Source organism: Streptomyces sp. NPDC014727 (assembly GCF_043083485.1).
Classification (GTDB): Bacteria; Actinomycetota; Actinomycetes; order Streptomycetales; family Streptomycetaceae; genus Streptomyces.
On the sequence record NZ_JBIBYR010000018.1, the window covers coordinates 18,242 to 45,198 of the forward strand.

General features: G+C 70.1%; 24 protein-coding genes and 1 pseudogene. 10 read left to right on the forward strand and 15 right to left on the reverse strand.

The features are described from left to right. The first annotated feature begins 89 nt into the window (after positions 1–89). Entirely contained in the window at positions 90–905 is an 816-nt protein-coding gene (locus ACF1B9_RS25595) for a phosphatase PAP2 family protein (protein ID WP_391742915.1), read from the forward strand. On the opposite strand, the gene ACF1B9_RS25600 is transcribed toward ACF1B9_RS25595, so the two are convergent. The 8 genes from ACF1B9_RS25600 to ACF1B9_RS25635 all read right to left on the reverse strand — a co-directional run bounded on the left by ACF1B9_RS25600 (position 856) and on the right by ACF1B9_RS25635 (position 10,664). Then, on the reverse strand, positions 856–2,685 hold the full coding sequence (locus ACF1B9_RS25600; RefSeq protein ID WP_391742913.1) for a chitinase: 1,830 nt from the start codon (positions 2,683–2,685) through the stop codon (positions 856–858). The two genes, ACF1B9_RS25595 and ACF1B9_RS25600, sit on opposite strands and share 50 nt — an antisense overlap. A gap of 207 nt (positions 2,686–2,892) precedes the next feature. Beyond that, positions 2,893–3,354 (reverse strand): hypothetical protein, encoded by a 462-nt coding sequence (locus tag ACF1B9_RS25605; protein ID WP_391742911.1) that lies wholly within the window; start codon positions 3,352–3,354, stop codon positions 2,893–2,895. A gap of 137 nt (positions 3,355–3,491) precedes the next feature. Beyond that, positions 3,492–4,907, reverse strand: coding sequence for an NAD(P)/FAD-dependent oxidoreductase (locus ACF1B9_RS25610; RefSeq protein WP_391742910.1), 1,416 nt, complete (start codon positions 4,905–4,907; stop codon positions 3,492–3,494). Between the two features lie 24 nt (positions 4,908–4,931). Next, positions 4,932–5,732: an ABC transporter permease gene (locus tag ACF1B9_RS25615; protein WP_093899058.1), complete on the reverse strand. Its 801-nt coding sequence runs from the start codon at positions 5,730–5,732 to the stop codon at positions 4,932–4,934. Beyond that, positions 5,732–6,658: an ABC transporter permease gene (locus ACF1B9_RS25620; RefSeq protein ID WP_391742909.1), complete on the reverse strand. Its 927-nt coding sequence runs from the start codon at positions 6,656–6,658 to the stop codon at positions 5,732–5,734. Before ACF1B9_RS25620 ends, ACF1B9_RS25615 begins: the two co-directional genes overlap by 1 nt. After that, on the reverse strand, positions 6,655–7,803 hold the full coding sequence (locus tag ACF1B9_RS25625) for an ABC transporter ATP-binding protein (protein WP_391742907.1): 1,149 nt from the start codon (positions 7,801–7,803) through the stop codon (positions 6,655–6,657). The genes ACF1B9_RS25620 and ACF1B9_RS25625 overlap by 4 nt, the downstream gene beginning before the upstream one ends. 52 nt (positions 7,804–7,855) lie before the next feature. Then, positions 7,856–9,106: a spermidine/putrescine ABC transporter substrate-binding protein gene (locus tag ACF1B9_RS25630; RefSeq protein WP_391742906.1), complete on the reverse strand. Its 1,251-nt coding sequence runs from the start codon at positions 9,104–9,106 to the stop codon at positions 7,856–7,858. 43 nt (positions 9,107–9,149) lie between these two features. Continuing rightward, complete coding sequence (locus ACF1B9_RS25635) at positions 9,150–10,664, reverse strand: gamma-aminobutyraldehyde dehydrogenase (protein ID WP_391742904.1); 1,515 nt, start codon at positions 10,662–10,664, stop codon at positions 9,150–9,152. 206 nt (positions 10,665–10,870) lie between these two features. On the opposite strand from ACF1B9_RS25635, the gene ACF1B9_RS25640 reads away from it, so the two are divergent. Beyond that, complete coding sequence (locus tag ACF1B9_RS25640; protein ID WP_391742903.1) at positions 10,871–11,419, forward strand: NADAR family protein; 549 nt, start codon at positions 10,871–10,873, stop codon at positions 11,417–11,419. Positions 11,420–11,525: 106 nt separating this feature from the next. On the opposite strand, the gene ACF1B9_RS25645 is transcribed toward ACF1B9_RS25640, so the two are convergent. After that, on the reverse strand, positions 11,526–12,236 hold the full coding sequence (locus ACF1B9_RS25645) for a DUF4190 domain-containing protein (RefSeq protein WP_391742902.1): 711 nt from the start codon (positions 12,234–12,236) through the stop codon (positions 11,526–11,528). 133 nt (positions 12,237–12,369) lie between these two features. On the opposite strand from ACF1B9_RS25645, the gene ACF1B9_RS25650 reads away from it, so the two are divergent. From ACF1B9_RS25650 to ACF1B9_RS25665, 4 genes and pseudogenes are all read left to right on the forward strand, one after another. Beyond that, entirely contained in the window at positions 12,370–13,404 is a 1,035-nt protein-coding gene (locus ACF1B9_RS25650) for an adenosine deaminase (RefSeq protein WP_391742901.1), read from the forward strand. A gap of 22 nt (positions 13,405–13,426) precedes the next feature. Continuing rightward, the gene (locus ACF1B9_RS25655) at positions 13,427–14,131 is read left to right on the forward strand and encodes a glycerophosphodiester phosphodiesterase (RefSeq protein WP_391742900.1); all 705 of its coding nucleotides are present in this window, start codon (positions 13,427–13,429) and stop codon (positions 14,129–14,131) included. A gap of 37 nt (positions 14,132–14,168) precedes the next feature. Next, a complete protein-coding gene (locus ACF1B9_RS25660; RefSeq protein ID WP_391742956.1) occupies positions 14,169–15,002 on the forward strand; it encodes an SAM-dependent methyltransferase in 834 nt (277 codons plus the stop codon). 88 nt (positions 15,003–15,090) lie between these two features. Next, positions 15,091–15,940: pseudogene (locus tag ACF1B9_RS25665) on the forward strand (histidine kinase). 1 nt (position 15,941) lies between these two features. Here ACF1B9_RS25665 and ACF1B9_RS25670 read toward each other — a convergent pair. From ACF1B9_RS25670 to ACF1B9_RS25680, 3 genes are all read right to left on the reverse strand, one after another. Further along, the gene (locus ACF1B9_RS25670; RefSeq protein ID WP_391742899.1) at positions 15,942–16,487 is read right to left on the reverse strand and encodes a hypothetical protein; all 546 of its coding nucleotides are present in this window, start codon (positions 16,485–16,487) and stop codon (positions 15,942–15,944) included. Between the two features lie 51 nt (positions 16,488–16,538). Then, positions 16,539–17,702: a PotD/PotF family extracellular solute-binding protein gene (locus ACF1B9_RS25675; RefSeq protein WP_391742955.1), complete on the reverse strand. Its 1,164-nt coding sequence runs from the start codon at positions 17,700–17,702 to the stop codon at positions 16,539–16,541. A gap of 182 nt (positions 17,703–17,884) precedes the next feature. Beyond that, positions 17,885–19,324, reverse strand: a complete 1,440-nt coding sequence (locus ACF1B9_RS25680; RefSeq protein WP_391742897.1) for a gamma-aminobutyraldehyde dehydrogenase — start codon at positions 19,322–19,324, stop codon at positions 17,885–17,887. A gap of 178 nt (positions 19,325–19,502) precedes the next feature. Here ACF1B9_RS25680 and ACF1B9_RS25685 point away from each other — a divergent pair, with 178 nt between their 5' ends. From ACF1B9_RS25685 to ACF1B9_RS25700, 4 genes are all read left to right on the forward strand, one after another. Further along, on the forward strand, positions 19,503–19,994 hold the full coding sequence (locus ACF1B9_RS25685) for an Lrp/AsnC family transcriptional regulator (protein WP_030928325.1): 492 nt from the start codon (positions 19,503–19,505) through the stop codon (positions 19,992–19,994). Next, positions 19,979–21,358 (forward strand): aspartate aminotransferase family protein, encoded by a 1,380-nt coding sequence (locus tag ACF1B9_RS25690; protein WP_391742896.1) that lies wholly within the window; start codon positions 19,979–19,981, stop codon positions 21,356–21,358. The genes ACF1B9_RS25685 and ACF1B9_RS25690 overlap by 16 nt, the downstream gene beginning before the upstream one ends. Before the next feature lie 332 nt (positions 21,359–21,690). Next, the gene (locus ACF1B9_RS25695) at positions 21,691–22,428 is read left to right on the forward strand and encodes an ABC transporter ATP-binding protein (RefSeq protein ID WP_391742894.1); all 738 of its coding nucleotides are present in this window, start codon (positions 21,691–21,693) and stop codon (positions 22,426–22,428) included. Next, the gene (locus ACF1B9_RS25700; protein WP_391742892.1) at positions 22,410–23,597 is read left to right on the forward strand and encodes a hypothetical protein; all 1,188 of its coding nucleotides are present in this window, start codon (positions 22,410–22,412) and stop codon (positions 23,595–23,597) included. Before ACF1B9_RS25695 ends, ACF1B9_RS25700 begins: the two co-directional genes overlap by 19 nt. Before the next feature lie 52 nt (positions 23,598–23,649). Here the strand turns inward: ACF1B9_RS25700 and ACF1B9_RS25705 are convergent, their stop codons facing one another. The 3 genes from ACF1B9_RS25705 to ACF1B9_RS25715 form a co-directional block, all read right to left on the reverse strand. After that, complete coding sequence (locus ACF1B9_RS25705) at positions 23,650–24,102, reverse strand: SRPBCC domain-containing protein (RefSeq protein WP_391742890.1); 453 nt, start codon at positions 24,100–24,102, stop codon at positions 23,650–23,652. A gap of 205 nt (positions 24,103–24,307) precedes the next feature. Continuing rightward, positions 24,308–25,333, reverse strand: a complete 1,026-nt coding sequence (locus tag ACF1B9_RS25710; protein ID WP_391742889.1) for an ABC transporter ATP-binding protein — start codon at positions 25,331–25,333, stop codon at positions 24,308–24,310. After that, positions 25,327–26,949, reverse strand: a complete 1,623-nt coding sequence (locus ACF1B9_RS25715; RefSeq protein ID WP_391742954.1) for an ABC transporter permease — start codon at positions 26,947–26,949, stop codon at positions 25,327–25,329. The genes ACF1B9_RS25710 and ACF1B9_RS25715 overlap by 7 nt, the downstream gene beginning before the upstream one ends. Positions 26,950–26,957 lie beyond the last annotated feature (8 nt).

The window sequence follows — 26,957 nt, forward strand, 5'->3', positions numbered from 1 at the left end:
TGAGGGCCTGTGAAGAGTGTGTGGGGGGCCGATGGCGGGATCCGTTTCCGTCTGTCGGTCCCCCATCGGCTGACGTACGGTTTCTGCAGATGAGAGAAACACCCCGCCCGCAGGGGACTGCCGGCGACGCCGGGTCGGAGCTTTCCCAGCACCTTCCTGGCCGTGCCTTCGCGCACACCACTGGGGCCTTCGGCTCCGGAACTCCTCACCGATCGGATGGCCGCTCGCCCCAAACCCCCCGGGGCGCGCGGCAAACCGATCCGACCGGCCGCCCCGGAACCACCCCCCCTGTTCCCGGGCGGCCGGCTCTTCTCGTTTCTCTGGTGACGTCCTTCCTCGCTCTCTTCGCGCTCACCACCTGGCAGGTCGCGTCCGCCGGTCCACTGCGCGGCCTGGACGAGCGGATCGCACGTGCCGTCGTCGGACACGGCCCCGGCCGGCCGGCCGAACTCCTCGCCGATCTCGGCAATATGCAACTCGCGCTCCCGGTGCTGGGCTGCGCGATCGTCTGGGCCCTGGTGCGCGGAGCACGCCGTGAGCCGGTGCACGCGGCGCTCACCATGGCGACGGTGCCCCTGCTGGTCGTCCCGCTGAAGGACTGGATCGCCCGCCCGGGGCCGCTGACCGACGCCACCGGCTACTACCCGTCCGGCCACGCGGCGACGGCCGCGGTGGCGTACGGGACGGCGGCGCTGCTGGTCGCGCCGTATGTGCGCCGGTCGTGGATGATGCCCGTCGCCGCTGTCTCGCTGACGGCGGCGACGGGCATCGGTCTGGTGCTGCGCGGCTACCACTGGCCGCTGGACGTGCTGGGCAGTTGGTTCCTGTGCGGCCCGCTGCTCCTGCCGTGGGCCCTCAGCTGCCGAAGTAGGCGTCGAAGTTCCGCGCGAACTCCCCGTTGTTGAAGCGGTCCCAGTTGATCGACCACGTCATGAGTCCGCGCAGCCCGGGCCATGTCCCGTGGGTGGCGTACGAACCGCAGTCGGTCTTCTTCGTCAGGCAGTTCAGCGCCTTGGTCACCTCGGCGGGGGTGGTGTAGCCGTTGCCCGCCTGGGTGGAGGCCGGCAGGCCGATGGAGACCTGGTCGGGACGGAGCCCGGGGAAGATCCTGGTCTGGTCCCCGGCCACCGGGAATCCGGCGAGCAGCATGTCGGTCATGGCGATGTGGAAGTCCGCGCCGCCCATCGAGTGGTACTGGTTGTCCAGACCCATGATGGAGCCCGAGTTGTAGTCCTGGACGTGCAGCAGGGTCAGGTCGTCGCGCAGTGCGTGGATGACCGGGAGGTAGGCGCCGGCGCGGGGGTCCTGGCCGCCCCAGGGGCCCGAGCCGTAGTACTGGTGGCCGAGCTGCACGAAGAAGGTCTCGGGGGCCATGGTGAGGACGAACGTGTCGCCGTACTTGGCCTTGAGGGTCTTCACCGCGGAGATCAGGTTGACGATGACCGCAGTGGTGGGGTTCCGGAAGTCGGTGTCGCCGGTGTTCAGCGAGAGCGAGTGGCCCTCGAAGTCGATGTCGAGGCCGTCGAGACCGTACTCGTCGATGATCTTGCTGACCGAGGAGACGAAGGTGTCACGGGCGGTGGTGGAGGAGAGCTGCACCTGGCCGTTCTGGCCGCCGATGGAGATCAGCACCTTCTTGCCCGCGGCCTGCTTGGCCTTGATGGCCGCCTTGAACTCGGCCACGGACTCGACGTTCGGGCACTCCGTGACCGGGCAGAGCGAGAAGCGGATGTCGCCCGAGGTGACCGAGGTCGGTTCGCCGAAGGCGAGGTCGATGACGTCCCAGGAGTCGGGCACGTCCGCCATGCGCGTGTAGCCGGACCCGTTGGCGAAGCTGGAGTGCAGGTAGCCGACGAGTGCGTGCGCGGGCAGGCCGCCGCCGGTGCCGCCGCCCCCGCCCGCGGTGGTGGTGACCAGGACCGGGGCGGACTTGGCGGACTCACCGGCGGCGTTGGTCGCGGCGACCTGGAAGCTGTACGCGGTCGAGGCGGCCAGCCCCGTGACGGTCGCGGAGGTGCCGGTGAGCGAGAGGACCTTCGTGCCGCCCCGGTAGACGTTGTAGCCGGTGGCCCCCGAGGAACCGGTCCACGAGAGGTCGACCGAGGAGGCGGTGGCCGTGCCGGCCTTCAGCCCGGTGGGGACGGCGGGGAGCGCGACCGGGTCGCCGCCCGGTCCGACCAGGGTGACGTCGTCGGCGTAGTAGGCGGGGGTGCCGTACCAGCCGTGGGTGTGGACGGTGACGGAGGTGGTGGCAGGGCCGGTCCTGAACGTGGTGGTCAGCTGCTTCCAGTCGGCCGCCGACTGCGTCCAGGTGGACACGTCGGTCGTGCCGGTGCCGTCGGCGCCGAGGTAGACGTAACTGCCCTGCACCCAGGCGCTCAGCGTGTACGTGGAGTCCGGCTCGACCGTCACGGACTGGGCGCACTTGGCGTTGTCGCCGCCGGCCGGGGTCGCTTTCAGCGCCGAAGTTCCGCTGTGGGCGGGCGTACTGACGACGGCTCCGCTGCCGCTGCTGCAGCTCCAGCCGTCCAGGCCCGCCTCGAAGCCGCCGTTGCGCGCCAGATCGGAGTCCGCGGCGGCGGCGGCGGACGGTGCGGTGGCGGCGAGGCCGCCTGCGGCGAGCAGGGCGGCCGAGAAGGCGGCCAGAAATCCGGTAAATCGGGCGGGGGGTCCCGTGCGTTCCACAACGGCCTCCGTGCGTGGGGGAATTGAGCGCGGCGGCCACAACATGGTCCAGACCAATCAGGTTGTCAAGACCTCTGTCAGTGGCCCGGCCGCTCCCGGGTCCCGGTCCGCGTCGCCGCTCCCTGGCCGCGGTGCATCCGGCCGCGACGTCCGCCCACCGCCGGACCCGGCCGCCCTCGCTCTCGGCGTCCCCCGTTCCCGGCCCCGTCAGTCCCCGCGGATCTCGGCCCGTGCGGCCGCCGCCTCATGCATCGCGAGCTCCAGGAGCATGGCGTCGTTGAGCGTGCCGGAGCCGTCGGGCGGAATCAGCCAGCGCACCGCACCGGCGGCCTCCCGCCCGGGGTACGGCACCACGATCCAGGTCCCCTGTCCCGCTCCCCGTACGCCCGTGCCGACCCAGCGGGCGGCGGTGCCCGGGGGCACGAAGAAGCCCATGCGGGCTTCGGCCAGATCGGAGAGGACCGGTCCGGGCCGGTCGACGAGCCGGGTGAGCACATCGAGCGTGGAATGGCCCAGCTCCCCCGGGAGAATCAGTACGTCCCAGCGCCTGCCGGCGGGAAGGAGCGCGATCCCCCGGGGATCGCGCTCCCACTCCCCCCGGCAGGCGTCAGGGTCCGGTGCCACCGATGCGAGCCACTCGACTGCTGCTTTGGCCCCCGTGCCAGCCATGACCGGCCTCCTATCCCGTGTGAACCGGCCATGCGTTGCCGGTGCGTTCACACGGGAGAGCGGGGTGGCGGTGATCTATTACGCGACTTCGGGCCACCCGTCTGCGGTGACCCTGGTCACGTCGCGCCGGTCCGCGCTCAGCTGTCGAAGCCGAGCCCCAGCCGGTCCATCGTCCGCAGCCACAGGTTGCGGTGCCCGCCGTTGTCGTCCGCCCTGGCGAGGGACCTCTTGGTGAGTTCGATCCCGGCCCAGGCGAAGGGCTCCGGCGGGAAGGGCATCGGCTTGCTGCGGACCATTTCCAGAGTGGTTCGCTCATTCTTTTCGCCCGCCAGCAGATCGAGCATCACATCGGCCCCGAAACGGGTGGCTCCGACACCGAGCCCGGTGTATCCGGCGGCATAGGCGACCCGGCCCTGATGGGCCGTACCGAAGAATGCGGAAAAGCGGGAACAGGTGTCGATCGCCCCGCCCCAGGCATGGCTGAAACGGACCCCGGCAAGCTGCGGGAAGCAATCGAAGAACTGGCCCGCGAGCTTGAGGAAGGTCTCCGGACGCTGATCGAGATCGGCGCTCAGCCGGCCCCCGTACGGATAGATCGCGTCATAGCCGCCCCAGAGAATCCGGTTGTCGGCCGACATCCGGAAGTAGTGGAACTGATTGGCGCTGTCGCCCAGCCCCTGCCGGTTCTTCCAGCCGATCGAGGCGAGCTGGTCGGCGGTGAGCGGTTCGGTCATCAGCGCGTAGTCGTAGACCGGCACGGTGTACGGGCGTACCCGCTTGACCAGCGACGGAAAGATGTTCGTGCCGAGCGCGACACGGCGCGCGAAGACCCTCCCGTACGGCGTGCGGACCGCCATCGAGGTGGTGGACCTGGCCAGTTCGAGGCCCCGGGTGTGCTCGTACATCCGCACCCCGAGGTCGAGACAGGCCCGCTTCAGACCCCAGGCCAGCTTGGCGGGATGCAGCATGGCGACCCCGCGCCGGTCCCAGAGACCGCCCAGGAATGTGGGCGAGTCGACCTCGGCGCGCAGCGCGTCCCGGTCCAGGAATTCCAGCCCGGTGAAGCCGAGCTTTTCGGCCTCCTGGTGCCATTCCTGAAGCTCTTCGAGCTGATGCGGTTGGGTGGCGACATCGATTTCGCCGGTCCGCTCGAATTCGCAGTCGATGGAATAGCGGGCGACGGCGGCCTCGATGGCGTCGAGGTTCCGTTCGCCCAGCTCCTCCAGCTTCGCGATCTCGTCCGGCCAGCGCTCCAGACCGTTGGGCAGACCATGGGTGAGGGAAGCGGCACAGAATCCGCCGTTGCGGCCCGAGGCGGCCCAGCCCACCTCGTGCCCCTCGATCAGTACGACGTCCCGCTCCGGGTCGCGTTCCTTGGCGATCAGCGCGGTCCACAGCCCGCTGTAGCCGCCGCCGATGACGAGGAGATCGCAGTGCTCGTCGCCGGTGAGCGCGGGGAGCGCGTCGGGCTTGCCGGGGTCGTCCAGCCAGAACGAGACCGGCCTGGCGTCGGAGAGTGATCGTGCAGCAGTACGCATGGCAGCTGGGGCCATGGTTTCCAACTCCTTCAGGGCTTTCTAACGTGCGGTGTTCTTCCGCCGGTTCGCGATGAGCTGGCCGACGACAACCACCAGTACCGCAATGATGAACATCGCCGTACCGATGACGTTGATCTGCACGGGCGTGCCGCGCTGTGCCGATCCCCAGACGAACATGGGGAAGGTCACGGTGGAGCCCGCGTTGAAATTGGTGATGATGAAATCGTCGAAGGAGAGCGCGAAGGCCAACAGCGCTCCCGCCGCGATTCCGGGGGCGGCGATCGGCAGCGTCACCCGCAGGAAGGTCTGCACGGGGCCCGCGTACAGATCGCGGGCCGCCTCCTCCAGTCGCGGGTCCATCGACATCACCCGTGCCTTGACGGCCGTCACGACGAAGCTCAGGCAGAACATGATGTGCGCGATGAGGATCGTCCAGAAGCCCAGCTGTGCGCCCATGTTGAGGAAGAGCGTGAGCAGCGAGGCCGCCATGACGACCTCGGGCATCGCCATCGGCAGGAAGATCAGCGAGTTGATCGCGCCGCGCGCCCGGAAGCGGTAGCGGACCAGCGCGAAGGAGATCATCGTGCCGAGGACGGTCGCGCCGACGGTGGCCCAGGTGGCGATCTGCAGGGACAGGGAGAGCGAGCCGCACATGTCGGCGACGCCGCAGGGGTCCTTCCAGGCGTCCAGCGAGAAGTGCTGCCAGGCGTAGTTGAAACGCCCCTTCGGCTTGTTGAACGAGAACACCATCACGACGATGTTCGGAAGGATCATGTAGGCGAGGGTCAGCAGACCCGCGATGACGATCAGATTCCGGCGGATCCAGCGCAGTACGGGCATCAGACCAGGTCCTCCGTCCCGGAGCGGCGGATGTAGACGGTGACCATGATCAGGACGACCGCCATGAGGATGAAGGAGAGCGCGGCCGCCGTCGGATAGTCGAGGACGCGCAGGAACTGGGTCTGGATGACGCTGCCGACCATCTTGGTGTCGGTGGAGCCCAGCAGTTCCGCGTTGACGTAGTCGCCGCTGGCCGGGATGAACGTCAGCAGCGTTCCGGAGACGACGCCCGGCATCGAGAGCGGGAAGGTCACCTTGCGGAAGGTGGTGGCGGGTGTGGCGTACAGATCGCCGGCCGCCTCGTGCAGTCTGCCGTCGATACGCTCCAGCGAGGTGTAGAGCGGCAGGATCATGAACGGCAGGAAGTTGTACGTGAGACCGCAGACCACTGCCATCGGCGTGGCCAGGACCCGGTTCGACTCGGTCCAGCCCAGCCAGCTGGTGACGTCCAGGATGTGCAGGGTGTTCAGTACGTCGACGACCGCGCCGCCGTCCGCGAGGATCGTCTTCCAGGCGAGCGTACGGATCAGGAAGCTGGTGAAGAACGGCGCGATGACCAGCACGAGGACGACATTGCGCCAGCGCCCGGCCTTGAAGGCGATGAGGTACGCGAGCGGGTAGCCCAGCAGCAGGCACAGGATCGTGGCGGTGCCCGCGTACAGCAGGGACCGGATGAACTGCGGGTAGTAGTCCTTCAGCGCGTCCCAGTAGGTCTGGAAGTGCCAGGTGACCTCGAATCCCTTCTCCAGGGATCCGGTCTGTACGGAGGTCGACGCCTGGTAGACCAGCGGCAGCGCGAAGAAGACGACGAGCCACAGAATGCCGGGGAGCAGCAGCCAGTACGGGACGAGGCGCTTACGGGTGGAGGCCTTGCGGACCTTCAGCTCCGTGATGGGCGCGGGTGGCGCCTCCTTGGTGACGGTCACGCCGCGTCCTCCACCGTCTCCACACCGGCGTCGATGTCCTGGGCGGCGTCCAGGCCGAAGGTGTGTGCCGGGTTCCAGTGCAGGACGACCTCGGCACCGGCCGTGAATCCCGCGCGCCTCTCGACGTTCTGCTCGTACACCTGCAGCGCCTTGCCCGCCGGGCTCTCCACCACGTACTGCGTGGACACGCCGATGAAGCTGGAGTCGACGATCCGGCCGGTGACCCGGTTGCGGCCGTCGGCTATCGCGTCCGCCTCGTCGGCGTGCGCGAGCGAGATCTTCTCGGGGCGTACGCCGAGCAGCAGCTTGCCGCCGTTCGCGGTGGGGGCCGTACATCGCCCGGCGGGCAGCCGCAGCTTTCCGCCGCCGACCGTCACGACGACGTCCGTGTCCGCGGAGACGATCTCGCCCTCGATCAGGTTCGACGTGCCGAGGAAGTTGGCGACGAAGGTCGTCTTCGGGTTCTCGTACAGATCGGCGGGGGCGCCCAGCTGCTCGACCCGGCCCCCGTTCATCACCGCGACGGTGTCGGCCATGGTCATGGCCTCCTCCTGGTCGTGGGTGACATGGATGAACGTGATGCCGACCTCGGTCTGGATGCGCTTGAGCTCCAACTGCATCTGTCGGCGCAGCTTGAGGTCGAGGGCGCCGAGCGGCTCGTCGAGCAGGAGCACCTGCGGGTGGTTGATCAGGGCGCGGGCGACGGCGACGCGCTGCTGCTGGCCGCCGGAGAGCTGGTGCGGTTTGCGCTTGGCGAAGTCACCGAGCTGGACGAGCTCCAGCATCTCGTCGACCTGCTTCTTCACCGACTTGATCCCGCGTCGGCGCAGGCCGAAGGCGACGTTCTCGGTGATGTCGAGGTGCGGGAAGAGCGCATAGCTCTGGAAGACCGTGTTGACGGGCCGCTTGTACGGGGGCAGGTCGGTGATGTCCTGGCCGCCGAGCGAGACGGTGCCGGTGGTCGCCTCCTCCAGGCCCGCGATCATCCGCAGGGTGGTGGTCTTGCCGCAGCCCGACGCGCCGAGCAGCGCGAAGAAGGAGCCCTGCGGAACGGTGAGATCGAGCGGCTGGACGGCGGTGAAGGAGCCGTACGTCTTGCTGATCCCGGTGAGGCGGACGTCGCCGCCTGTCTGCTGCTGTGTCATGGGTCGCAGTCCCAGTGGTGTCAGGGGAGGTCGTGGAGGAAGGGCGAGGTGGTCAGGCGCCGATGAGCTTGGCGAACTTCTCTTCGTACGCCGTCTCCTCCTCGGCGGTCAGGGACCGGAAGGCTCGCGACTTGGCCGCCATCTGCTTGTCCGGAAGGATCAGGACGTTGTCGGCCATCGCCTGGTCGATCCTTGCCAGTTCGTCGCGGACGCCGTCGACCGGACAGACGAAGTTGATGTACGCGGCGAGCTTGGCGGCGACCGGCGGTTCGTAGTAGTAGTCGATGAGCTTCTCGGCGTTGCTCTTGTGCCGGGCCTTCACCGGGACGAGCAGGTTGTCGCTGGATATGACGTAACCGGCGGCCGGGATGGCGTACTTGATGTCCGGGTTGCCGGCCTGGAGCTGGATGATGTCGCCCGCCCAGGCGACGCAGGCGGCGATGTCGCCCTTGTCGAGGTCGGCCGTGTAGTCGTTGCCGGTGAAGCGCCGGATCTGGTTCTTGTCGACACCCTTCTGGAGCCGGCCGATCGCGGCGTCGTAGTCGGCATCGGTGAAGGAGCCCGGGTCCTTGCCCATGTCGAGCAGGGCCATCCCGATGGAGTCGCGCATCTCCGAGAGAAAGCTGACCCGCCCCTTGAGCTTCGGGTCGTCGAGCAGCTGGCTGACGGAATCGACCTTGCGGCCCCCGGTCGCCTTGGAGTTGTAGGCGATGACGGTGGGGATGCCCGCCCAGGGGTACGAGTGGGCACGGCCGGGGTCCCAGTCCGGGGAGCGGAACTGACCCGAGAGGTTGGCGTAGGCGTGCGGCAGGTTCGAGGAGTCGAGCTTCTGCGCCCAGCCGAGGCGGACGATGCGGGCGGCCAGCCAGTCGGTGACGCAGATGAGGTCGCGGCCGGTGTCCTGGCCGGCCGCGAGCTGCGGCTTGATCTTGCCGAAGAACTCGACGTTGTCGTTGATGTCCTCGGTGTACTTGACCTGGATCCCGGTGCGCTCGGTGAACGCCTCCAGGGTGGGCCGGTGCTTGCCGTCGTCGGTGACGTCCATGTACTCGGTCCAGTTGGAGAAGTTGATCTGCTTCTCCCGGGCCGAGTGGTCGTCCGAGGCCGCCGCGGCATCTCCCTCCCGCTTGGCGGGCGGGATGCCGCAGGCGCTCAGCGTGCCCAGCCCGCCGATCGCGAGCGCCCCCAGGCCGGAGGCGCGAAGCAGCGATCGACGGGTCAGGGCGCCCCGGCCACTGGTCAGGCTGCGCCGCATCGCGGCCAGCTGGGCCGCGGAGAGGCGCTCGGGCTCGTACTGCTCCATGCGCGTTGCCCTTTCGGGTGGGTGTGGCCGGGGGTCGGCCGGGTTATCGGTCCCCGAAGATCGTGCGGTGCCAGTCCTTGCGGGCGACCGCGGTGTTGTCGTACATGACGTGCTTGATCTGCGTGTACTCCTCGAAGGAGTACGACGACATGTCCTTGCCGAAGCCGCTGGCCTTGTATCCGCCGTGCGGCATCTCGCTGATGATCGGAATGTGGTCGTTGACCCAGACGCAGCCGGCCTTGATCTCCCGCGTGGCGCGGTTCGCCCGGTACAGATCGCGGCTCCAGGCGGAGGCGGCGAGTCCGTACGGGGTGTCGTTGGCGAGGCGGATGCCCTCGTCGTCGGTGTCGAAGGGCAGCACGACCAGGACCGGGCCGAAGATCTCCGACTGGACGATCTCACTGTCCTGGGCGGCTCCCGCGACCAGGGTCGGCCGGTAGTAGGCGCCGTTCGCCAGTTCGCCGCCGGGGGCCTCGCCGCCGGTCACGACGGTGGCGTAGGCGCGGGCCCGCTCGACGAATCCGGCGACCCGGTCCCGCTGGGCGTGGCTGATCAGCGGGCCGAGGTCGGTCGACGGGTCGAAGGGGTCGCCGAGCCGGACGGTCTCCATGAGCTCGGCGACGCCCTGCACGAAGGCGTCGTACAGCGGGCGCTGGACGTAGGCGCGGGTGGCGGCGGTGCAGTCCTGGCCGGTGTTGATGAGCGCTCCGGCGACCGCGCCGTGGACGGCGGCTTCGAGGTCGGCGTCGTCGAAGACCACGAAGGGGGCCTTGCCGCCGAGTTCGAGGTGGAGGCGCTTGACGGTGGAGGTGGCGATCTCCGCGACGCGCTTGCCGACGGCGGTGGAGCCGGTGAACGAGGTCATGACGACGTCCGGGTGGCCGACGAGGTGCTCGCCGGCGTCCTTGCCCGCACCGGTGACGATGTTGATCACACCGTCCGGGATGCCCGCCGCGGTGGCCGCCTGGGCGAACATCAGGGAGGTGAGCGGGGTGATCTCGGCGGGCTTCAGCACGATCGTGTTGCCGGCGGCGATGGCCGGGAGGACCTTCCAGGCGGCCATTTGGAGCGGGTAGTTCCAGGGCGCGATGGAGCCGATGACGCCGATCGCCTCACGGCGTACGTACGAGGTGTGGTCGCCGTCGTACTCGGCGGCCGACTTGCCCTCCAGATGACGGGCGGCGCCCGCGAAGAAGGAGGTGTTGTCGACGGTGCCGGGCACGTCGAACTCGGTGGAGAGCTTGATCGGCTTGCCGCACTGGAGGGACTCGACGTACGCGAAGTCGTCGACCTGCTCGGCGAGGACGGCGGCGAAGCGGTGCATCGCCTCGGCCCGCTCGGCGGGAGTCGCGCCCGACCAGCCGGGGAACGCCTCCCGTGCGGCGGCGACGGCCGCGTCGACGTCGGCGGTGCCCGCCAGCTCGTAGGTGTAGACGGTCTCGCCCGTGGCCGGGTCCACCACGTCGTGGTGACGTCCCGATGTACCGGACCGCAGCTTTCCGCCGATGTACTGTGCGCCGTCCGCGAAGCGGTCCCGCACCTGGATGCCGTTGCCCATGACGTTCTCCTCCGCCGCGTTCCCCGCAGTGCGGGGCGGCGTAGTCTCTGCTCGATTTGAGTGCCGATCCTGACAGAGGGGATCGACCCCAACAAGTGATTCCGTTGTTGCCTTTTGGTTACGCGACGGAATCCTTCGACCATGTGTCGCGTCGGCGCGGAATTCCCCGTACGGAGTGTCCGTGGCGGATGCCAGACTCGCGTGTCATGGAACACATGGACGATCTCCTGGCACGGACCGGGCGCGGCGAGAAGGTGAAGTACCTGCGCTTCTGGGGGCACCGCCCGCGGCCCGACGGCCGCATCGGTGCGAGTTGTCTCAGTCAGTGGTGGCCGGCTCCCTTCACGGTCGACGGCGTGACGTACGCATCGGCCGAGCACTGGATGATGGCCGCCAAGGCACGGCTCTTCGGCGACGCGGAGTCACAGGAGCGGGCGGTGTCGGCGAAGAGCCCGGCGCAGGCGAAGAAGGTGGGGCGGCTGGTCCGGGGTTTCGACGAGGCGGTGTGGGCGCGCGAGCGGTACGCCCTGGTGGTGGCCGGCAGCGTCCACAAGTTCGGCCACCACCCGGAGCTGCGGGAGTTCCTGCTGAACACCGGGGACCGGGTCCTGGTCGAGGCGAGCCCCATGGACCGGATCTGGGGCATAGGACTGGCGGCGGACGACCCGCGTGCGGAGAATCCGGCGACCTGGCGGGGGCTGAATCTGCTGGGCTTCGCGTTGATGGACGCGCGGGCGCAGCTGCGCGCCGCATGAGGCGGCCGGATGCCCGAGGGCCGGGTGGTCCGGACTCCGGACCACCCGGCCCTCGGGTGGGGACTGCTGTCGTCACCACAGCGTTCGATGCGGGACACCGAACGGTCTACGACGCGTAGGGCTCCTCGTAGACGGTCTGGTCGCCGGTCGTGCCGCCCTCCTCGAAGTTGCCGCTCGCCACGCCCCAGATCATGAGTGCGAGGAACGCCCCGCTGATGACGATGCCGATCGATCCGAGAATGATTCCGGCGAGCGCCATGCCGCCGTTGGTCGCCTCGTTCCGGCGGACCCGGCCGCGGCCGATGATGCCGAAGATCAGCGCGAGGACACCGAGAACGACCCCCAGGCCCCACATGCAGAACCCCGCGACGGCGATGATGCCGAGCACCATCGCGGCGATGCCGAGACCGTTCGCGGGCGCCGGCCCGCCCCATGACGTCTGGCCGTAGCCCGGGTATCCCGGGTAACCGCCGTACTGCGCGGCCGGTGCGGCCGGGTAGCCGTACTGCCCCGCGGCCGGCGGGACCGGCTGGCCCGGTCCGTTCGGTGCGACGGGCGGTGGCGGCACTTCTCCGGGGCCGAACGCGGGGCCCGGGCCGGGCACCGGCCCGGTCTGCTCCGGTGCGCCGAATCCCGGTGTCGCGGCCGGTGCGGGGCCGTCCCCGACGCCCGGCATCGACGTCACTGTCTGCTGATCGTGCACAGCGGGCGGCCGGGGATCGCCGGCCGGCTTCTCCAGTGGCACCCTGCTGTCCGGCGGAGCCCACGGATCGCGCGGCGCGGCCCCGCCCGCGGGCTGCTCTGTGTTGTCTGACATGGGCCTCCCCCATCGTGGTCCCGTCATGCTACGGCCCGTCCCCCCGCCGTCGGACCCGGCCTACGATGATCCCCGTCCGCTGCCCGGCCGACCGTGCCGGCACCCGCACCGCCCACGCCCAACGGAGAATCCGATGCCCGATCTGCACCCGTTCATCGCGGGGCTGCCCAAGGCCGAACTGCACGTCCACCATGTCGGCTCGGCCTCGCCGCGCATCGTCGCCGAGCTGGCCGCGCACCACCCCGACTCCAAGGTGCCCACCGACCCCGAGGCGCTGGCCGACTACTTCACCTTCACCGACTTCGGTCACTTCGTCGACGTGTACCTCTCCGTCGTGGACCTGATCCGCGCCCCGGAGGACGTCCGGCTGCTGACCTTCGAGGTCGCCCGTGACATGGCCCGGCAGAACATCCGTTACGCGGAGCTGACCGTCACCCCGTTCAGCTCGACCCGGCGCGGCATTCCGGAGCAGGGGTTCATGGAGGCGATAGAGGACGCCCGCAAGGCCGCCGAGGCCGAGCTCGGGGTCGTCCTGCGCTGGTGCTTCGACATACCCGGCGAGGCCGGACTCGAAGCGGCCGAGGAGACCACCCGGCTCGCCGTGAACCTGCGGCCCGAGGGGCTCGTCTCGTTCGGGCTCGGCGGTCCGGAGGTCGGCGTGGAGCGCCCGCAGTTCAAGCCCTACTTCGACCGGGCCATCGCCGAGGGCCTGCACTCCGTGCCGCACGCCGGGGAGACGACCGGGCCGCAGACCGTCTGGGACGCGCTGACCCATCTGCGCGCCGAGCGCATCGGCCACGGCACCAACTCCGTCCAGGACCCGAAGCTGTTGGCCCACCTCGCCGAGCACCGCATCCCGCTGGAGGTCTGCCCGACCTCGAACATCGCGACCCGCGCGGTGACCGACATCGAGCGGCACCCCGTCAAGGAGATGGTGGAAGCCGGGGTCCTGGTCACCATCAACAGCGACGATCCGCCGATGTTCGGCACGGACCTCAACAACGAGTACGGCGTGGCCGCCCGCCTCCTCGGTCTGGACGAGCGGGGTCTCGCGGCGCTGGCGAAGAACGCGGTCGAGGCGTCGTACCTCGACGCGGCCGGCAAGCGGACGCTGGCCGCCGAGATCGACACGTACACGACGAACTGGCTGGAACGCGCGGGCCGCTGACCCCGGTGGTGACAATGGCCCCATGGCCACCACTGTCACCGCCGTAGCCCACCGCGGGGATCCCTACCGTGTCCGCGAGAACACGCTCCCCTCGATCCGCTCCGCCCTCGAGCGGGGGGCGGACGCGGTCGAGGTCGATGTCCGGGTCACCCGCGACGGCGTGCCGGTGCTGTTGCACGACGCCACGCTGAAGCGGCTGTGGGGTCACGACCTGCGGCTCGACGGGCTGACCCACAAGGAGCTCGACGAGCTGACCGGGGGCGGTGTGCCCACACTGCGCGAGGCGTTGCTCGCCGCCGGGGCGCACCGCGTCATGGTCGATCTGCCCGAGTCCACCGACGACTCCGTGCGCAAGGCCGTCGGTGTGGTGCGCGAGTGCGGGGCCGGCGAGCGGGCGTACTACTGCGCGGGCGCCGATGCCATGCTGCGAGTGCGCGCCGTCGATCCTTCCGCCGAGATCGCGCTGACCTGGACGACGCTCGCGCCGCCGCGCGCCGTGCTGCTCGACGCGGTGAGGCCCCGGTGGCTGAACTACCGGTTCGGCCTGGTGGACCGGGAGCTGACGGACCGTCTCCACGCGGACGGGCTGCTGGTCTCGGTCTGGACCGTCGACACCAGGCGCACCATGCGCCGCCTCGTCCGCCGGGGCGTCGACTCGATCACCACCAACCGGGTCGACGCCCTGCGCGCGCTCCTCGGCAACTCCGGGGCCACCGGCCCCGCTTGATCGGTCCGGCATCATGGACCACGCCGCATCCTGCGTGATGCCGGACGCCCGGAGCCAGAGGAGCAAAGACGTGACCGAAGAGAGCACCACCCCCGTCCCCGACCGGATCCGTTCCGACATCGCCCACAACGCGCGGGTCTGGAACCACTGGCTCGGCGGCAAGGACAACTACCCCGTGGACCGTGCGGTCGGCGACCAGGTCACCGGCATGTATCCGAGCATCGGCGAAGTGGCGCGCGCCGACCGGGCGTTCCTGGGGCGGGCCGTCAGGTATCTGGCCGGGGAGGCCGGGATCGGCCAGTTCCTGGACATCGGCACCGGCCTGCCGACCGCCGACAACACGCACGAGGTCGCCCAGCACACCGCGCCCGACTCCCGCGTCGTGTACGTCGACAACGACCCGATCGTGCTGGCACACGCCCGCGCGCTGCTCACGAGCTCGCCCGAGGGCGCGACGGAGTACATCGACGCGGACGCCCGCCGCCCGCAGGAGATCCTGCGGGCCGTCGAGCCGACACTGGACCTGAGCAAGCCGGTCGCGGTCATGCTGCTCGGCATCCTCAACTTCGTCCTCGACACCGGCGAGGCACGGGACATCGTGCGGAAGCTGATGGACGCGATGCCGTCCGGCAGCTATCTGGTGCTGACCCATCCCACGCGGGAACTGGGCGGCGAGGGCAACGAGGCGGCGATGCGTTTCTGGAACGAGAACGCCACCCCTGCGATCACCGCGCGCAGCCGGTCCGAGTTCGCCTCGTTCCTGACCGGGCTCGAACTCGTGGAGCCGGGCATCGTGTCCTGCGCGCGCTGGCGCGCGGAGCCCGGCGCGGCGGAGGTCGCCCAGTTCGGCGCGGTGGCGCGGAAGCCGTAGTGGGCATACGGGGGATGTGGGGCCGCGCAGCATCGGTCCCCGGGCCGTCGACCTCACCGTCGCGCTGCTGGTGCAGGCCGCGGTGACCATGCCGTTCGTCGTCCCACGCGCACCGGAGCTGCCGGAAGCGACGTGGGCGGCGTACGGACTGACCACGCTGACCGTCCTGCCGCTGGTGGCCCGGCGGCGGGCGCCGGTCGCGGTCCTGCTCGCCGTGCTCGCAGCCGGTGGCCTGTACGAGTTCGCGCTGCCCGGGCCAGCCGCTTCCGTACTCCGGCCTCGTGGCCTTCTCCACGGTGGCCGAACTCTCCTCGCCGCTGAAGCGGCTCGCGATCGTGGTGCTCACGACCGTGTCGGTGGTGTTCTCGGTCGGACTCGAAAGCAGTGAGGCCCGGGAGCTGCTCTTCTCCCTCTTCGTGTTCGCCGCCGCCTACGCGTTCGGCCGGTTCACCGTGACGCGCGAGGCCTGTCTCAACGCGGTGGAGGACCGGGCCCGGCAACTGGAGCTGACGCACCGGATCGAGGCCGAGCAGGCGGCGGCCCGCGAACGGGCCAGGATCGCCCGGGAGATGCACGCCATCCTGTCGCACGCGGTGAGCCTGGTGATCGTGCAGGCGGAGGCGGGGCCGGTGGCGGTCCGTACCGCGCCGGAACGCGCCGAGGCGGCGTTCACGCTGCCCGGGGCATCGGTGCGCGAGTACGGCACGGGCGGCCCGGCCGCGTACAGCGCGGGTCTGTCGGTGATGAGGCTGGGCGGGCGCGAGGTGTGGGGCAAGACGGGTGGCCGGTGGGGCTACAACACGGCTGTCGCGGCCACCCGTGATCTCTCCCGGACCCTCGTCCACAGCGTCAACGCGACGAACGCGAAGGGCGAGGGCATGAACGCCACGGCGATGAACATCGTGGTGGCCGCCTTCGGCGCCCCGTCGGCCGGGTGACTCAGACCCCTGCCGCGGCCGCGGGTCCGACCACCGGGTCCGGCGTCCGCGGCAGTGCCTCCAGCCGCTTGATCATGCGTCGCACGAGGAACAGCGGGATCACCCCGAAGACCCCGAACGACATGTCGATGACGGACCACCAGAAGGGGATGCCGCGAATCGGCCCGCAGATCAGGGCGAGCGGGATGATCCCCGCGCAGGCGATCATGCCGAACTCGATGACCCAGATGTTGCGGACCGGGTCGCGGTAGGGGCCGTAGAAGGCGACCGCGATGACAAGGTGCGCGAAGGCCAGCCAGTCGGTGCCGTACAGCACGAAGGGATACTTCGCGTCGGCCTCGTCGAGACCGGCGCGGACCCGGGTGATCCACTCCATCAGCGCCGGGAAGTGCTCGGGAACCGGAGAGGCCGAGGACCTCAACAGGTCCTCGGCCCAGTGGAGTTCATGGACGAGCGGGAAGGCGGTCAGCCCGCTCAGCGCCAGACACACGACAAAGACGGCCAACCACACGCGTATGCGCCTCAGCAGGGCTCTTCGCTCGCTCATGTCCGCAGCGTACGCCCGTGTTCACCGGCGATGTGCGCCGCCTCGGTCGGCTCACAGACCGACGACGGCGTTCCACTTCTTCGCGAACTCGGTGCGCTCGTCGGACGTGATGTCGCGGGCGATCGCCAGGCGTCGCCGCATCGCGTCGTCGGGGAAGATCAACGGGTCCTCGGCGAGCGCGGCGGTCTCCTCGTCCTTGGAGGAGGCCAGCACCTCGCGGGCGGCCGGGACGGGGCAGACGTAGTTGACCCAGGTCGCCAGCTCCGCCGCCACCTCCGGCTCGTAGTAGTAGTCGACGAGCTTCTCGGCATTGCGCTTGTGGCGGGCGAGGTTGGGAATCATGAGCGATTCCGCCCAGAGCTCGGCGCCCTCCTCGGGCACCACGAACTCGATCTCCGGATTGTCGGCCTGGAGCTGGATGACGTCGCCGGAGTAGGCCTGGCAGGCGAGCACATCACCGGTCGACAGGTCCTTGATGTAGTCGTTGCCGGTGAAGCGGCGGATGTGCTTCGTCCTCACCAGCTTCTCCACCTGGTCGCACACGTGGTAGAAGTCGTCCCGCTTCCAGCGGGTGATGTCGACGCCGTTGCCCTGCATCAGAAGGGCGAAGGACTCGTCGAGCCCGGACAGCAGCGTCACCTTGCCGCGCAGGTCGTTCGCCCACAGGTCGCTCAGGTGCTTGATCTCGCGGCCGAGCTTCTTGCGGTTGTACGCGATGCCGGTGATCCCGGACTGCCAGGGCACGCTGTGCGTCCGGCCCTTGTCGAATGCGGGCGAACGCAGCTGCGGATCCAGGTACTTGGCGACGTTGGGCTGCTTGGCCCGGTCCATCTCCTGCACCCAGCCGAGCCGTACGAACCGGGCGGCCATCCAGTCGCTGATGACGATCAGGTCCCGGCCGGTCTCCTGGTGGTTCATCAGCGCCGGGCTGATCTTCCCGAAGAACTCGTCGTTGTCGTTGATCTCCTCGGTATAGGTGACGGAGATCCCGGTGCGCTTGCTGAACGCGTCGAGGGTGGGCCGCTTCGACGCGTTCTTGTCATCGGTGTCGATGTAGAGGGGCCAGTTCGCGAAGTGCAGGGAGTGGTCGCTCGCGGAGGTGTCGCGTCCGGCGCGGTCACCGGGCGCCACGTAGGCGGCGGGCACTCCGCAGCCGGCCAGCGTGACACCGGCTGCCGTGCCCCCGAAGGCGCGCAGCAGGGACCGGCGGGACATGGGGTTCTTCGGGGTTGCTCGCACGTGCGCAGGATGCCGGTCGGGCGACGTTGCGGGCAATGGACCAACCGTCCAGCGCCAGCCGCTCCGTCCGCACACCCTGTCGATGCCGCCGCGGGTTCCGGGACACGGGAACGGCCCCGGGAGCGAGCCCGGGGCCGTACGCGACAGCGGACCGAGGGTCAGTCCTCGATCGAGGTCATGACGTGCTTGACGCGGGTGTAGTCCTCGAAGCCGTACGCGGAGAGGTCCTTGCCGTAGCCGGACTTCTTGAATCCGCCGTGCGGCATCTCGGCGACGAGCGGGATGTGGGTGTTGATCCACACGCAGCCGAAGTCGAGGTTCTTGGACATCCGCATCGCCCGTGCGTGGTCCTTGGTCCACACCGAGGAGGCCAGGGCGTACTCGACGCCGTTGGCGTACTCCAGGGCCTGGGCCTCGTCCGTGAACTTCTGGACGGTGATGACCGGGCCGAAGACCTCGTTCTGGATGATCTCGTCGTCCTGCTTGAGACCGGAGACGACGGTCGGGGCGTAGAAGTAGCCCTTCTCGCCGACCCGGTGGCCGCCCGCCTCGACCTTGGCGTGGGCGGGGAGCCGCTCGATGAAGCCGCTGACCTGCTTCAGCTGGTTGGCGTTGTTGAGGGGGCCGTACAGGACGTCCTCATCGTCCGGCTGCCCCGTCTTCGTGTCGGCGGCGGCCTTGGCGAGGGCGGTGACGAACTCGTCGTGGATGGACTCGTGGACCAGGACCCGGGTCGCGGCCGTGCAGTCCTGGCCCGCGTTGAAGTAGCCCGCGACGGAGATGCCCTCGACGGCCTTGGCGATGTCGGTGTCCTCGAACACGACGACCGGGGCCTTGCCGCCGAGCTCCAGGTGGACCCGCTTGACGTCCTTGGCGGCGGACTCGGCGACCTGCATGCCGGCCCGTACCGAACCGGTGATGGAGGCCATCGCCGGGGTCGCGTGCTCGACCATCGCACGGCCGGTGTCGCGGTCGCCGCAGATGACGTTGAAGACGCCCTTGGGGAGGATCTGGCCGATGATCTCGGCGATCAGCACGGTCGACGCCGGGGTGGTGTCGGACGGCTTGATGACGACGGTGTTGCCCGCGGCGAGCGCCGGGGCGAACTTCCAGACGGCCATCATCATGGGGTAGTTCCACGGCGCGACCTGCGCGCAGACGCCGACCGGCTCGCGGCGGATGATGGAGGTGAGACCCTCCATGTACTCACCGGCCGAGCGGCCTTCGAGCATGCGCGCGGCGCCCGCGAAGAAGCGGATCTGGTCCACCATCGGCGGGATCTCTTCGGTGCGGGTCAGCTCGATCGGCTTGCCCGTGTTCTCCGACTCGGCGGCGATGAGGTCCTCGGCGCGCTCCTCGAAGGCGTCCGCGATCTTCAGCAGGGCCTTCTGGCGCTCGGCGGGCGTGGCGTCCCGCCAGGCGGGGAATGCGGCCGCGGCGGCGTCCATCGCGGCATCGACATCGGTCTGGCCGGAGAGCGGCGAGGTCGCGTAGACCTCTTCCGTCACCGGGTTGACCACGTCGATGGTCCGCCCGTCAGCGGCGTCCCGGAATTCTCCGTTGATGTAGTTGCGCAGACGGCGCACCTCGGTGGTCACAACCACCCCTCCTGTCGACACGTCCAGTGGATGAGATGACCAGCGTAGTCGCTCGGGTGTCGCTTTCGACATGCCTACCCGCCGTGAACTTCGGATTCAGTGAGATAAAGACCCTCAGACAACGAATTTCATCGATCTGGGGTTGCCAGACAGACGAGTCCCGGTGCAAAGTGGATGCGTGGCCAGTCGCAGCGCAGACTCCAGGACAGGGAACGGATCGTCCCCAGCGGTCGATGCCGTGTCCCTCGCAATCATCGAGCAGCTCCAGGAGGACGGGCGTCGTCCGTACGCCGCGATCGGCAAGGCCGTCGGCCTCTCCGAGGCGGCCGTGCGACAGCGCGTTCAGAAGCTGCTCGACCAGGGCGTGATGCAGATCGTCGCCGTCACGGACCCGCTCACCGTGGGATTCCGGCGTCAGGCGATGGTGGGCATCAATGTCGAGGGCGACCTCGATCCCGTCGCCGAGGCGCTGTCGGCCATGGCCGAATGCGAGTACGTGGTGATGACCGCGGGCTCCTTCGACCTGATGGTGGAGATCGTCTGCGAGGACGACGACCACCTGCTGGAAACGATCAACAAACGCATCCGGGCCATCCCCGGTGTGCGCTCCACCGAGAGCTTTGTGTACCTGAAGCTCAAGAAGCAGACCTATATGTGGGGAACCCGATAGCCGTGAGCAAGGACCTCAGCCGAACCGCGTACGACCACCTGTGGATGCATTTCACCCGCATGTCGGACTACGAGACCGCGCCCGTTCCCACCATCGTGCGTGGCGAGGGCACCTACATCTACGACGACGCAGGCAAGCGCTACCTCGACGGCCTGTCGGGCCTGTTCGTGGTCAACGCCGGTCACGGCCGTCACGAGCTCGCCGAGGCGGCGTACAAGCAGGGTCAGGAGCTGGGCTTCTTCCCGGTCTGGTCCTACGCCCACCCGAAGGCCGTGGAGCTGGCGGAGCGCCTCGCCGACTACGCGCCGGGCGACCTCAACAAGGTCTTCTTCACCACCGGTGGCGGCGAGGCCGTCGAGACCGCCTGGAAGCTGGCCAAGCAGTACTTCAAGCTCCAGGGCAAGCCGACCAAGTACAAGGTCATCTCGCGGGCGGTCGCCTACCACGGCACCCCGCAGGGCGCCCTGTCGATCACCGGCCTGCCGGCCCTGAAGGCCCCCTTCGAGCCGCTGGTCCCCGGCGCGCACAAGGTGCCGAACACCAACATCTACCGCGCCCCGATCCACGGCGACGACCCGGAGGCCTTCGGCCGCTGGGCCGCCGACCAGATCGAGCAGGAGATCCTCTTCGAGGGCCCGGAGACCGTCGCCGCGGTCTTCCTGGAGCCGGTGCAGAACGCCGGTGGCTGCTTCCCGCCGCCGCCCGGATACTTCCAGCGCGTGCGCGAGATCTGCGACAAGTACGACGTGCTGCTCGTCTCCGACGAGGTCATCTGCGCCTTCGGCCGTCTGGGCACGATGTTCGCCTGCGACAAGTTCGGCTACGTGCCGGACATGATCACCTGCGCCAAGGGCATGACCTCGGGCTACTCCCCGATCGGTGCCTGCATCGTCTCGGACCGCATCGCCGCGCCGTTCTACGAGGGTGACAACACCTTCCTGCACGGCTACACCTTCGGTGGACACCCGGTCTCCGCGGCGGTGGGTCTCGCCAACCTCGACATCTTCGAGCGCGAGGGCCTCAACCAGCACGTCCTGGACAACGAGAACGCCTTCTTCACGACGCTCCAGAAGCTGCTCGACCTGCCCATCGTCGGCGACGTCCGCGGCAACGGCTTCTTCTACGGCATCGAGCTGGTGAAGGACAAGGCCACCAAGGAGACCTTCACCGACGAGGAGACCGAGCGCGTCCTGTACGGCTTCCTCTCCAAGGCGCTCTACGACAACGGCCTGTACTGCCGGGCCGACGACCGCGGCGACCCGGTCGTCCAGCTCGCGCCGCCGCTGGTCTCGGACCAGTCGACGTTCGACGAGATCGAGGGCATTCTGCGGACCGTCCTCACCGAGGCGTGGACCAAGCTCTGACCGACGCTTCGACCGGCTGTCCGACCACGGATCGGGCATCCGGTCGACGGCCCGGCCGCCTGTCGGCGGACCGGGGGCCGTCCGGCCGCGGTCGGCCGGACGGCCCCCGGGGCCTGACCCTCGCTTGACCACCACATGACCGGCCTCCGCCGGTCGTTTCATACGGTCCACACGGCCCGGATGAGCCCATTCGAGTGGGAAGGGGCGCATCCGGGCCGTGTGCTGTGCCCACACCGCGGTTCGAATCCCTACGGTGCCGAGTGACCGATCGGCCCCCTCTTCGTTCCCCCGTACGGGGGACGGGAATTACGATCTGAACCGAGGTGTACGCCATGGTGGCCCCGCCGGACAACGACGTGATCTGGGCACGTTCCCTGCAGCACTCCCACAACGGCTCACCCGCGCTCGGCGGAGTCTCCGTGGGTGTCCGGGACGGCGAGATCCTCGCCGTGACCGGCCCCCGGGGCAGCGGCAAGACGACCCTGCTCCACTGCCTCTCGGGTCAACTGGTGCCCCAGCAGGGCGAGGTGTGGTTCAACAGCGTCCCCGTCCACACCATGGGCCCCCGGCTGCGCGAGCGGCTGCGCCGCGACAGGTTCGCCTGGATCGCCCCCGAGCCCCAGCTGGTGCCGGAGCTGAACACCTGGGAGAACGTCGCTCTTCCGCTGCTGCTGCGGGGCGCCTCGCACCGGGAGGCCAAGCGGACGGGCCTGGAGTGGCTGGAGCGGCTGGACATCGGCGGGTGCGCCAAACAGCGACCGCACACCCTGCCCCAGGGGCAGCGCCAGCGGATCGCCGTGGCCCGCGCGCTGGCCGCCTCACCGGCGGTGATCTTCGCCGACGAGCCGACCGCGACCCTGCACCGCACCGACCGGACCCATGTGCTGCGCACCCTCACCAGCGCGGCCCGTTCGCACGGCATCACCATCGTGCTGGCCACCCATGACGCGGAGGTCGCCGCCCTCGCCGACCGCACCGTCCCGCTGCTGGACGGCCGCCGCGTCGCCACCGTCGCCCTGCCCGCCGTATCCGATGCGGAGGGCCGTGCGGCGTGCTCGCTCTCCGTCTAGCCCGGGGCTCCCACCCACTGGTCCTGATGCGGCGGCTGCTGGTCGCGGCCGCCTCCGCCGGAGTCGGCTTCCTGCTGCTGTGCGCCCTGGGCTACGCGTCGGGGCACCCCGCACACTCCACCGGGGCCGTGCTGCGGCTGCTGTGGTGCTTCGTCCCGCTGGCCGCCACCGTGCAGTTCGCGGTCGCGGTGGCCCGTACGGACCCGAGTACCCGGCCGCGCACCGGACTGTCCGCCGTGGGCCTCGGACCGGTGAGACTCACCGTGCTCGCCGCGGTCTCCACCGCCGTCTCCTGCACCCTCGGGTCCATGGTGGCGCTGCTGCTCTTCCTGCATCTGCGCGGTGATCTGTCCGGGCTGCCGTTCGACGGCGCGGCGGCCGGGATGCTCGACGCGGACGCCCCGCTGCCGCTCGCGGCCGTGCTCGTGCTGCTGGCCCTGGTCCCGGTGGCCGCGGCGACGGCGAGCGGGCTGGCGCTGCGCGGCAGGCCGTTCGCAACGGCGGCCGGGGACGACGACGCCTTTGCGGAGACCCCACCGGAGGCCGAGCCGCCCGCTCCGGCCGCTCCCCCGACCGGGCTGCCCTGGGGGGTGGCGCTGACCGCGGCCGGTCTCGCCGTCGAGGCGTACATGAGCGGCGGCGAGGGGCGAAGCCTGCTCCCGCTCCCCGGCAGGCTGGACGCCACCCCGGCCGGAGTGCTGGCGGGGTGGACACTGACGGCGATCGGTCTGGCCATGGCCGGCCCCGGCCTGGCGTATCACTGCGGGCGGTTGCTGCAGGCGGTGCGCCCCGGTGCCGTGCGCCTGCTGGCGGGACGGGTGCTGATGGACGAGGCGCGCCGGATCGGCGGGCCGCTCGGGGTGGTCTGTGCGGTGCTCTCCGCGGTGATCGCCGCCTACGCGCTGTACGGAACGGGGCCGCGCCCCTTCGGTCCGCTCACGGCGCTCGGCGCGGTGCTCGTCCTCGGCTGTACGACGGCGACGCTGCTGACCTCGGCTCTGGAGGCGAGGCAGGACCGCACCCGGACGACGCGGGCGGTGCTGCGGCTCGGCGCCCCGGTCTCGGCCCTGCGGTTCGCGACGGCGCTGCGCGCCGCCGCCCTGCTGGTCGTCTTCGCCCCGCTGACCTGGCTGATCGCCGAGCTGGCGGCACTGCCGCTGACGGCCTGAGTCCACCGTCTCCCGGCACGTCGGCCGGGAGACAGTGGGACATCCGCACTGTTCAGAGCGAGGCCAACCGGGTCACGAGCGCGTCGAAGAAGGCGTCCCAGCCGTCCTCGGCCGCCGCGTACTGCTCGGCCGTGAGGTTGCCGCCGCGCTGCGTGAAGACCATTTCGGTGGACTTTCCGCCGCGGTCGGTGAAGGTGACGGTGACGGTCTCGCCCTCGACGTCGGCGGGCGCGGTGGCGTCCTTCAGCGTGAAAACCAGCCGCTCCGGGGCCACCACCTCTCGGTAGACCCCGTGGAAGGGCATCTCGGTACCCGGCACCACGATGACCAGGCTCCAGGCGCCGCCCGGCCGGACGTCCATCGACACCCGGTCGAGCGGGACCTCGGCGTCCCCGCCGTACCAGGCGGCGAAGTGCTCGGGTGTCGTCCAGGCCTCGAAGACCCGTTCCCGCGGGGCGTCGAGGACGCGGGTGATGTCGATGCCCTCGCGTGCTGACTCGGTCATTGTTCCCGTCCTTCCCGGAGTCCTTCCGGACCTTGCGCCTCTCCTCCCCCAGCTTGCACGCAGACCACTGCGCCGACCCGGCGCGCGCCGTCACCCCGGCGCGCTCCGGCAGTTCCGGACGCCGGGAAAGAGCGGGCCGGAGCGCCGGATGCGCCTCGGCCGGTCCAGTGAACGCAGCCACGGCCCGCGCCGGCCGCACGACCGGTCAGAGAACAGCGGGCAGGACGACGGTCTCCGCCGCGTCGAAGCCGACCCCCACCGTCGCGCCCTCCTCGGGCGCGTCCCGCAGCGCGCACTCCGCCTCCAGGACCGGACCGCCCGGCGGCGTCAGCCGTACGGCGACGTGGTTGCCTCGGAACGTACGCGTCCCGACCGTGCAGCGCAGCCCCTCGTCCGGGGCACCGATCCGGACCCCGGCGGGGCGCACCAGCAGGTCGCACGCCCCCTGCGGCGAGCCCTCGGCCACCGGGACCCGGCCCCACACCGTGTCGGCGGCCGTACCGGACACCGTCGCCTCCACCACGTTGTCGAAACCGAGGAACCGGGCGACGAAGGCGGACGCCGGCCGCTGCCAGACCTCCAGCGGGGTGCCCACCTGCGCGATCCGCCCATCGCGCATCACCACCACCCGGTCGGCCAGGGCGAACGCCTCGCCCTGGTCATGGGTGACGGCGAGCACCGTCGTGCCCAACCGCCCGAAGAGCGTCCGCAGTTCGACGACGAGCCGCTCGCGCAGGCCGCGGTCGAGCTGGCCGAGCGGCTCGTCCAGCATCAGCAGTTTCGGTCGCGGGGCGAGGGCCCGCGCGAGGGCCACTCGCTGCTGCTCACCGCCGGACAGCGCGGCGACGGCCCGGCGTTCCGCGCCGGGCAGGCCCACCAGGCCGAGGAGTTCCGCGACCCTGAGCTCCCGGTCCCGCCGCGACACCCCGCGCATCCGCAGCCCGAAGGCGACATTCGCACCGACGTCCCGGTGCGGGAACAGCTGGTGGTCCTGGAACATCAGGCCGAGACCACGCCGGTGCACCGGCACCCCGGCCTGGTCCGCGCCGTCCAGCAGCACCCGGCCGCCGTCCGGCGGACGCAGCCCGGCGACCACCCGCAGCAGGGTCGACTTGCCGCTGCCGCTCGGCCCCAGCACACAGACGATCTCGTGCTCGGCGACGTCGAGGTCCACCCTGTCGAGTGCCGCCCGCTCACCGAAGCGAACCGTGGCCGATTCCAGTGTCAGCATCCCTGGAACTCCCCGGATCGGTTGGTACGGATACGTTCGAGCAGCAGCAGCGAGACGGCGCAGACCACCATCAGAATGGTGCTCAGCGCCATCGCCTGGCCGTAGTTGAGCTCTCCGGCCCGCCCCAGCAGGCGGGCCACGGCGACCGGCAGCGTCGGGCGGTCGGGCCGCGCGATGAACACCGTCGCGCCGAACTCACCGAGCGACACGGCGAACGCGAAGCCGGCCGCGACCAGCAACGCCCGCCGCACCAAGGGCAGATCGACCTCCCGCCAGGCCCGCAGCGGGGACGCCCCGAGCACCGCCGCCGCCTCCCGCAGCCGGCCGTCCACCGCCCGCAGGACCGGCAGCATCGTCCGTACGACGAAGGGCACACCGACCAGCGCCTGGGCCAGTGGCACCAGGATCCATGAAGTCCGCAGGTCCAGCGGCGGCTTGTCCAGCGTGATCAGAAAGCCGAAGCCCACAGTGACCGCGGAGACCCCGAGCGGCAGCATCAGCAACGCGTCGAAGCCGCGGACGAGCCGCCCGGCGCGCCGGGTCAGCGCCGCGGCGGCGAGCCCGCCGATGAGCAGCGCGATGACCGTCGCGACCAGTGCGTACTGAGTCGAGTTCCAGATCGCTTCGAGCGGTGCGACCAGGAACGTACCGCCGCCCGCGTCCACGGACTGCAGGGCACGGTAGAAGTCCAGGCCATGGCCCCCGGGAGTATCGAGCGAGCGTTCCACCAGTACCCCGAGCGGCAGCAGTATCAGCAGCAGCACGGTCAGCAGCACCCCGCCGAGGAGCGACCACTGCCCGGCGCCGCGCGGCCTGCGGGCGGTCTGTGCCGGGTCGACCAGCTTCAGCGCGGTCTCCCTGCGCCGTACGGTCCACGCGTGCACGGCCAGGATCGCTCCGACGGCGGCGAACTGCACCAGTGTCAGTACGGCGGCCGTCGGCAGGGCGAGCAGTTGGGCGGTCTGCCGGTAGATCTCCACCTCCAGCGTGGCGTACCCCGGACCGCCGAGGATCTGCACGACCCCGAAGGAGGTGAAGGTGAAGAGGAAGACCATCAGCGCGGCGGCGGCCACGGCGGGTGCCAGGGCGGGCAGGGTGACCCGCCGCCAGGCGGCGAACCGTCCGGCGCCCAGCACCCGGGCGGCCTCCTCCTGCCGCGGGTCGAGCTGTGACCACAGCCCGCCCACGGTCCGTACGACCACGGCGTAGTTGAAGAAGACATGGGCGAGCAGAATCGCCCAGACCGTGGTGTCGAGCCGTACGCCCCAGAGCTGGTCGAGGAGCCCGCCGCGTCCCAGCAGCGCCAGGAAGGCCGTCCCGACGACGACGGTGGGCAGGACGAACGGAACGGTGACGACCGCCCGCAGCAGTTGTTTGCCGGGGAAGTCGAGACGGGCAAAGACATAGGCGCCGGGCAGTGCGATCAGCAGGGTCAGCGCGGTCGAGGCGAGCGCCTGCCAGGTGGTGAACCAGAGGACGTCACGAATGTCCGGCCGGGTCAGCACCTCGCCGATCCGGCCGAACTGCCAGACGCCGTCGACCTTCAGCCCGCGGCCGACGATGGCGGTGACGGGGTAGGCGAAGAACAGCGCGAAGAACGCGACGGGCACGGCCATCAGGCCGA

Bases quoted from the DNA above. Each gene is read 5' to 3' on its own strand.
- ACF1B9_RS25705 (WP_391742890.1), bottom strand. From the start codon at position 24,102: ATGACCGAGTCAGCACGCGAGGGCATCGACATCACCCGCGTCCTCGAC.
- ACF1B9_RS25595 (WP_391742915.1), top strand. From the start codon at position 90: ATGAGAGAAACACCCCGCCCGCAGGGGACTGCCGGCGACGCCGGGTCG.
- ACF1B9_RS25625 (WP_391742907.1), bottom strand. From the start codon at position 7,803: ATGACACAGCAGCAGACAGGCGGCGACGTCCGCCTCACCGGGATCAGC.
- ACF1B9_RS25670 (WP_391742899.1), bottom strand. From the start codon at position 16,487: ATGAGCGAGCGAAGAGCCCTGCTGAGGCGCATACGCGTGTGGTTGGCC.
- ACF1B9_RS25695 (WP_391742894.1), top strand. From the start codon at position 21,691: ATGGTGGCCCCGCCGGACAACGACGTGATCTGGGCACGTTCCCTGCAG.
- ACF1B9_RS25645 (WP_391742902.1), bottom strand. From the start codon at position 12,236: ATGTCAGACAACACAGAGCAGCCCGCGGGCGGGGCCGCGCCGCGCGAT.
- ACF1B9_RS25675 (WP_391742955.1), bottom strand. From the start codon at position 17,702: ATGTCCCGCCGGTCCCTGCTGCGCGCCTTCGGGGGCACGGCAGCCGGT.
- ACF1B9_RS25635 (WP_391742904.1), bottom strand. From the start codon at position 10,664: ATGGGCAACGGCATCCAGGTGCGGGACCGCTTCGCGGACGGCGCACAG.
- ACF1B9_RS25710 (WP_391742889.1), bottom strand. From the start codon at position 25,333: ATGCTGACACTGGAATCGGCCACGGTTCGCTTCGGTGAGCGGGCGGCA.
- ACF1B9_RS25715 (WP_391742954.1), bottom strand. From the start codon at position 26,949: ATGGCCGTGCCCGTCGCGTTCTTCGCGCTGTTCTTCGCCTACCCCGTC.
- ACF1B9_RS25640 (WP_391742903.1), top strand. From the start codon at position 10,871: ATGGAACACATGGACGATCTCCTGGCACGGACCGGGCGCGGCGAGAAG.
- ACF1B9_RS25660 (WP_391742956.1), top strand. From the start codon at position 14,169: ATGCCGGACGCCCGGAGCCAGAGGAGCAAAGACGTGACCGAAGAGAGC.
- ACF1B9_RS25610 (WP_391742910.1), bottom strand. From the start codon at position 4,907: ATGGCCCCAGCTGCCATGCGTACTGCTGCACGATCACTCTCCGACGCC.
- ACF1B9_RS25605 (WP_391742911.1), bottom strand. From the start codon at position 3,354: ATGGCTGGCACGGGGGCCAAAGCAGCAGTCGAGTGGCTCGCATCGGTG.
- ACF1B9_RS25650 (WP_391742901.1), top strand. From the start codon at position 12,370: ATGCCCGATCTGCACCCGTTCATCGCGGGGCTGCCCAAGGCCGAACTG.
- ACF1B9_RS25630 (WP_391742906.1), bottom strand. From the start codon at position 9,106: ATGGAGCAGTACGAGCCCGAGCGCCTCTCCGCGGCCCAGCTGGCCGCG.
- ACF1B9_RS25655 (WP_391742900.1), top strand. From the start codon at position 13,427: ATGGCCACCACTGTCACCGCCGTAGCCCACCGCGGGGATCCCTACCGT.
- ACF1B9_RS25615 (WP_093899058.1), bottom strand. From the start codon at position 5,732: ATGCCCGTACTGCGCTGGATCCGCCGGAATCTGATCGTCATCGCGGGT.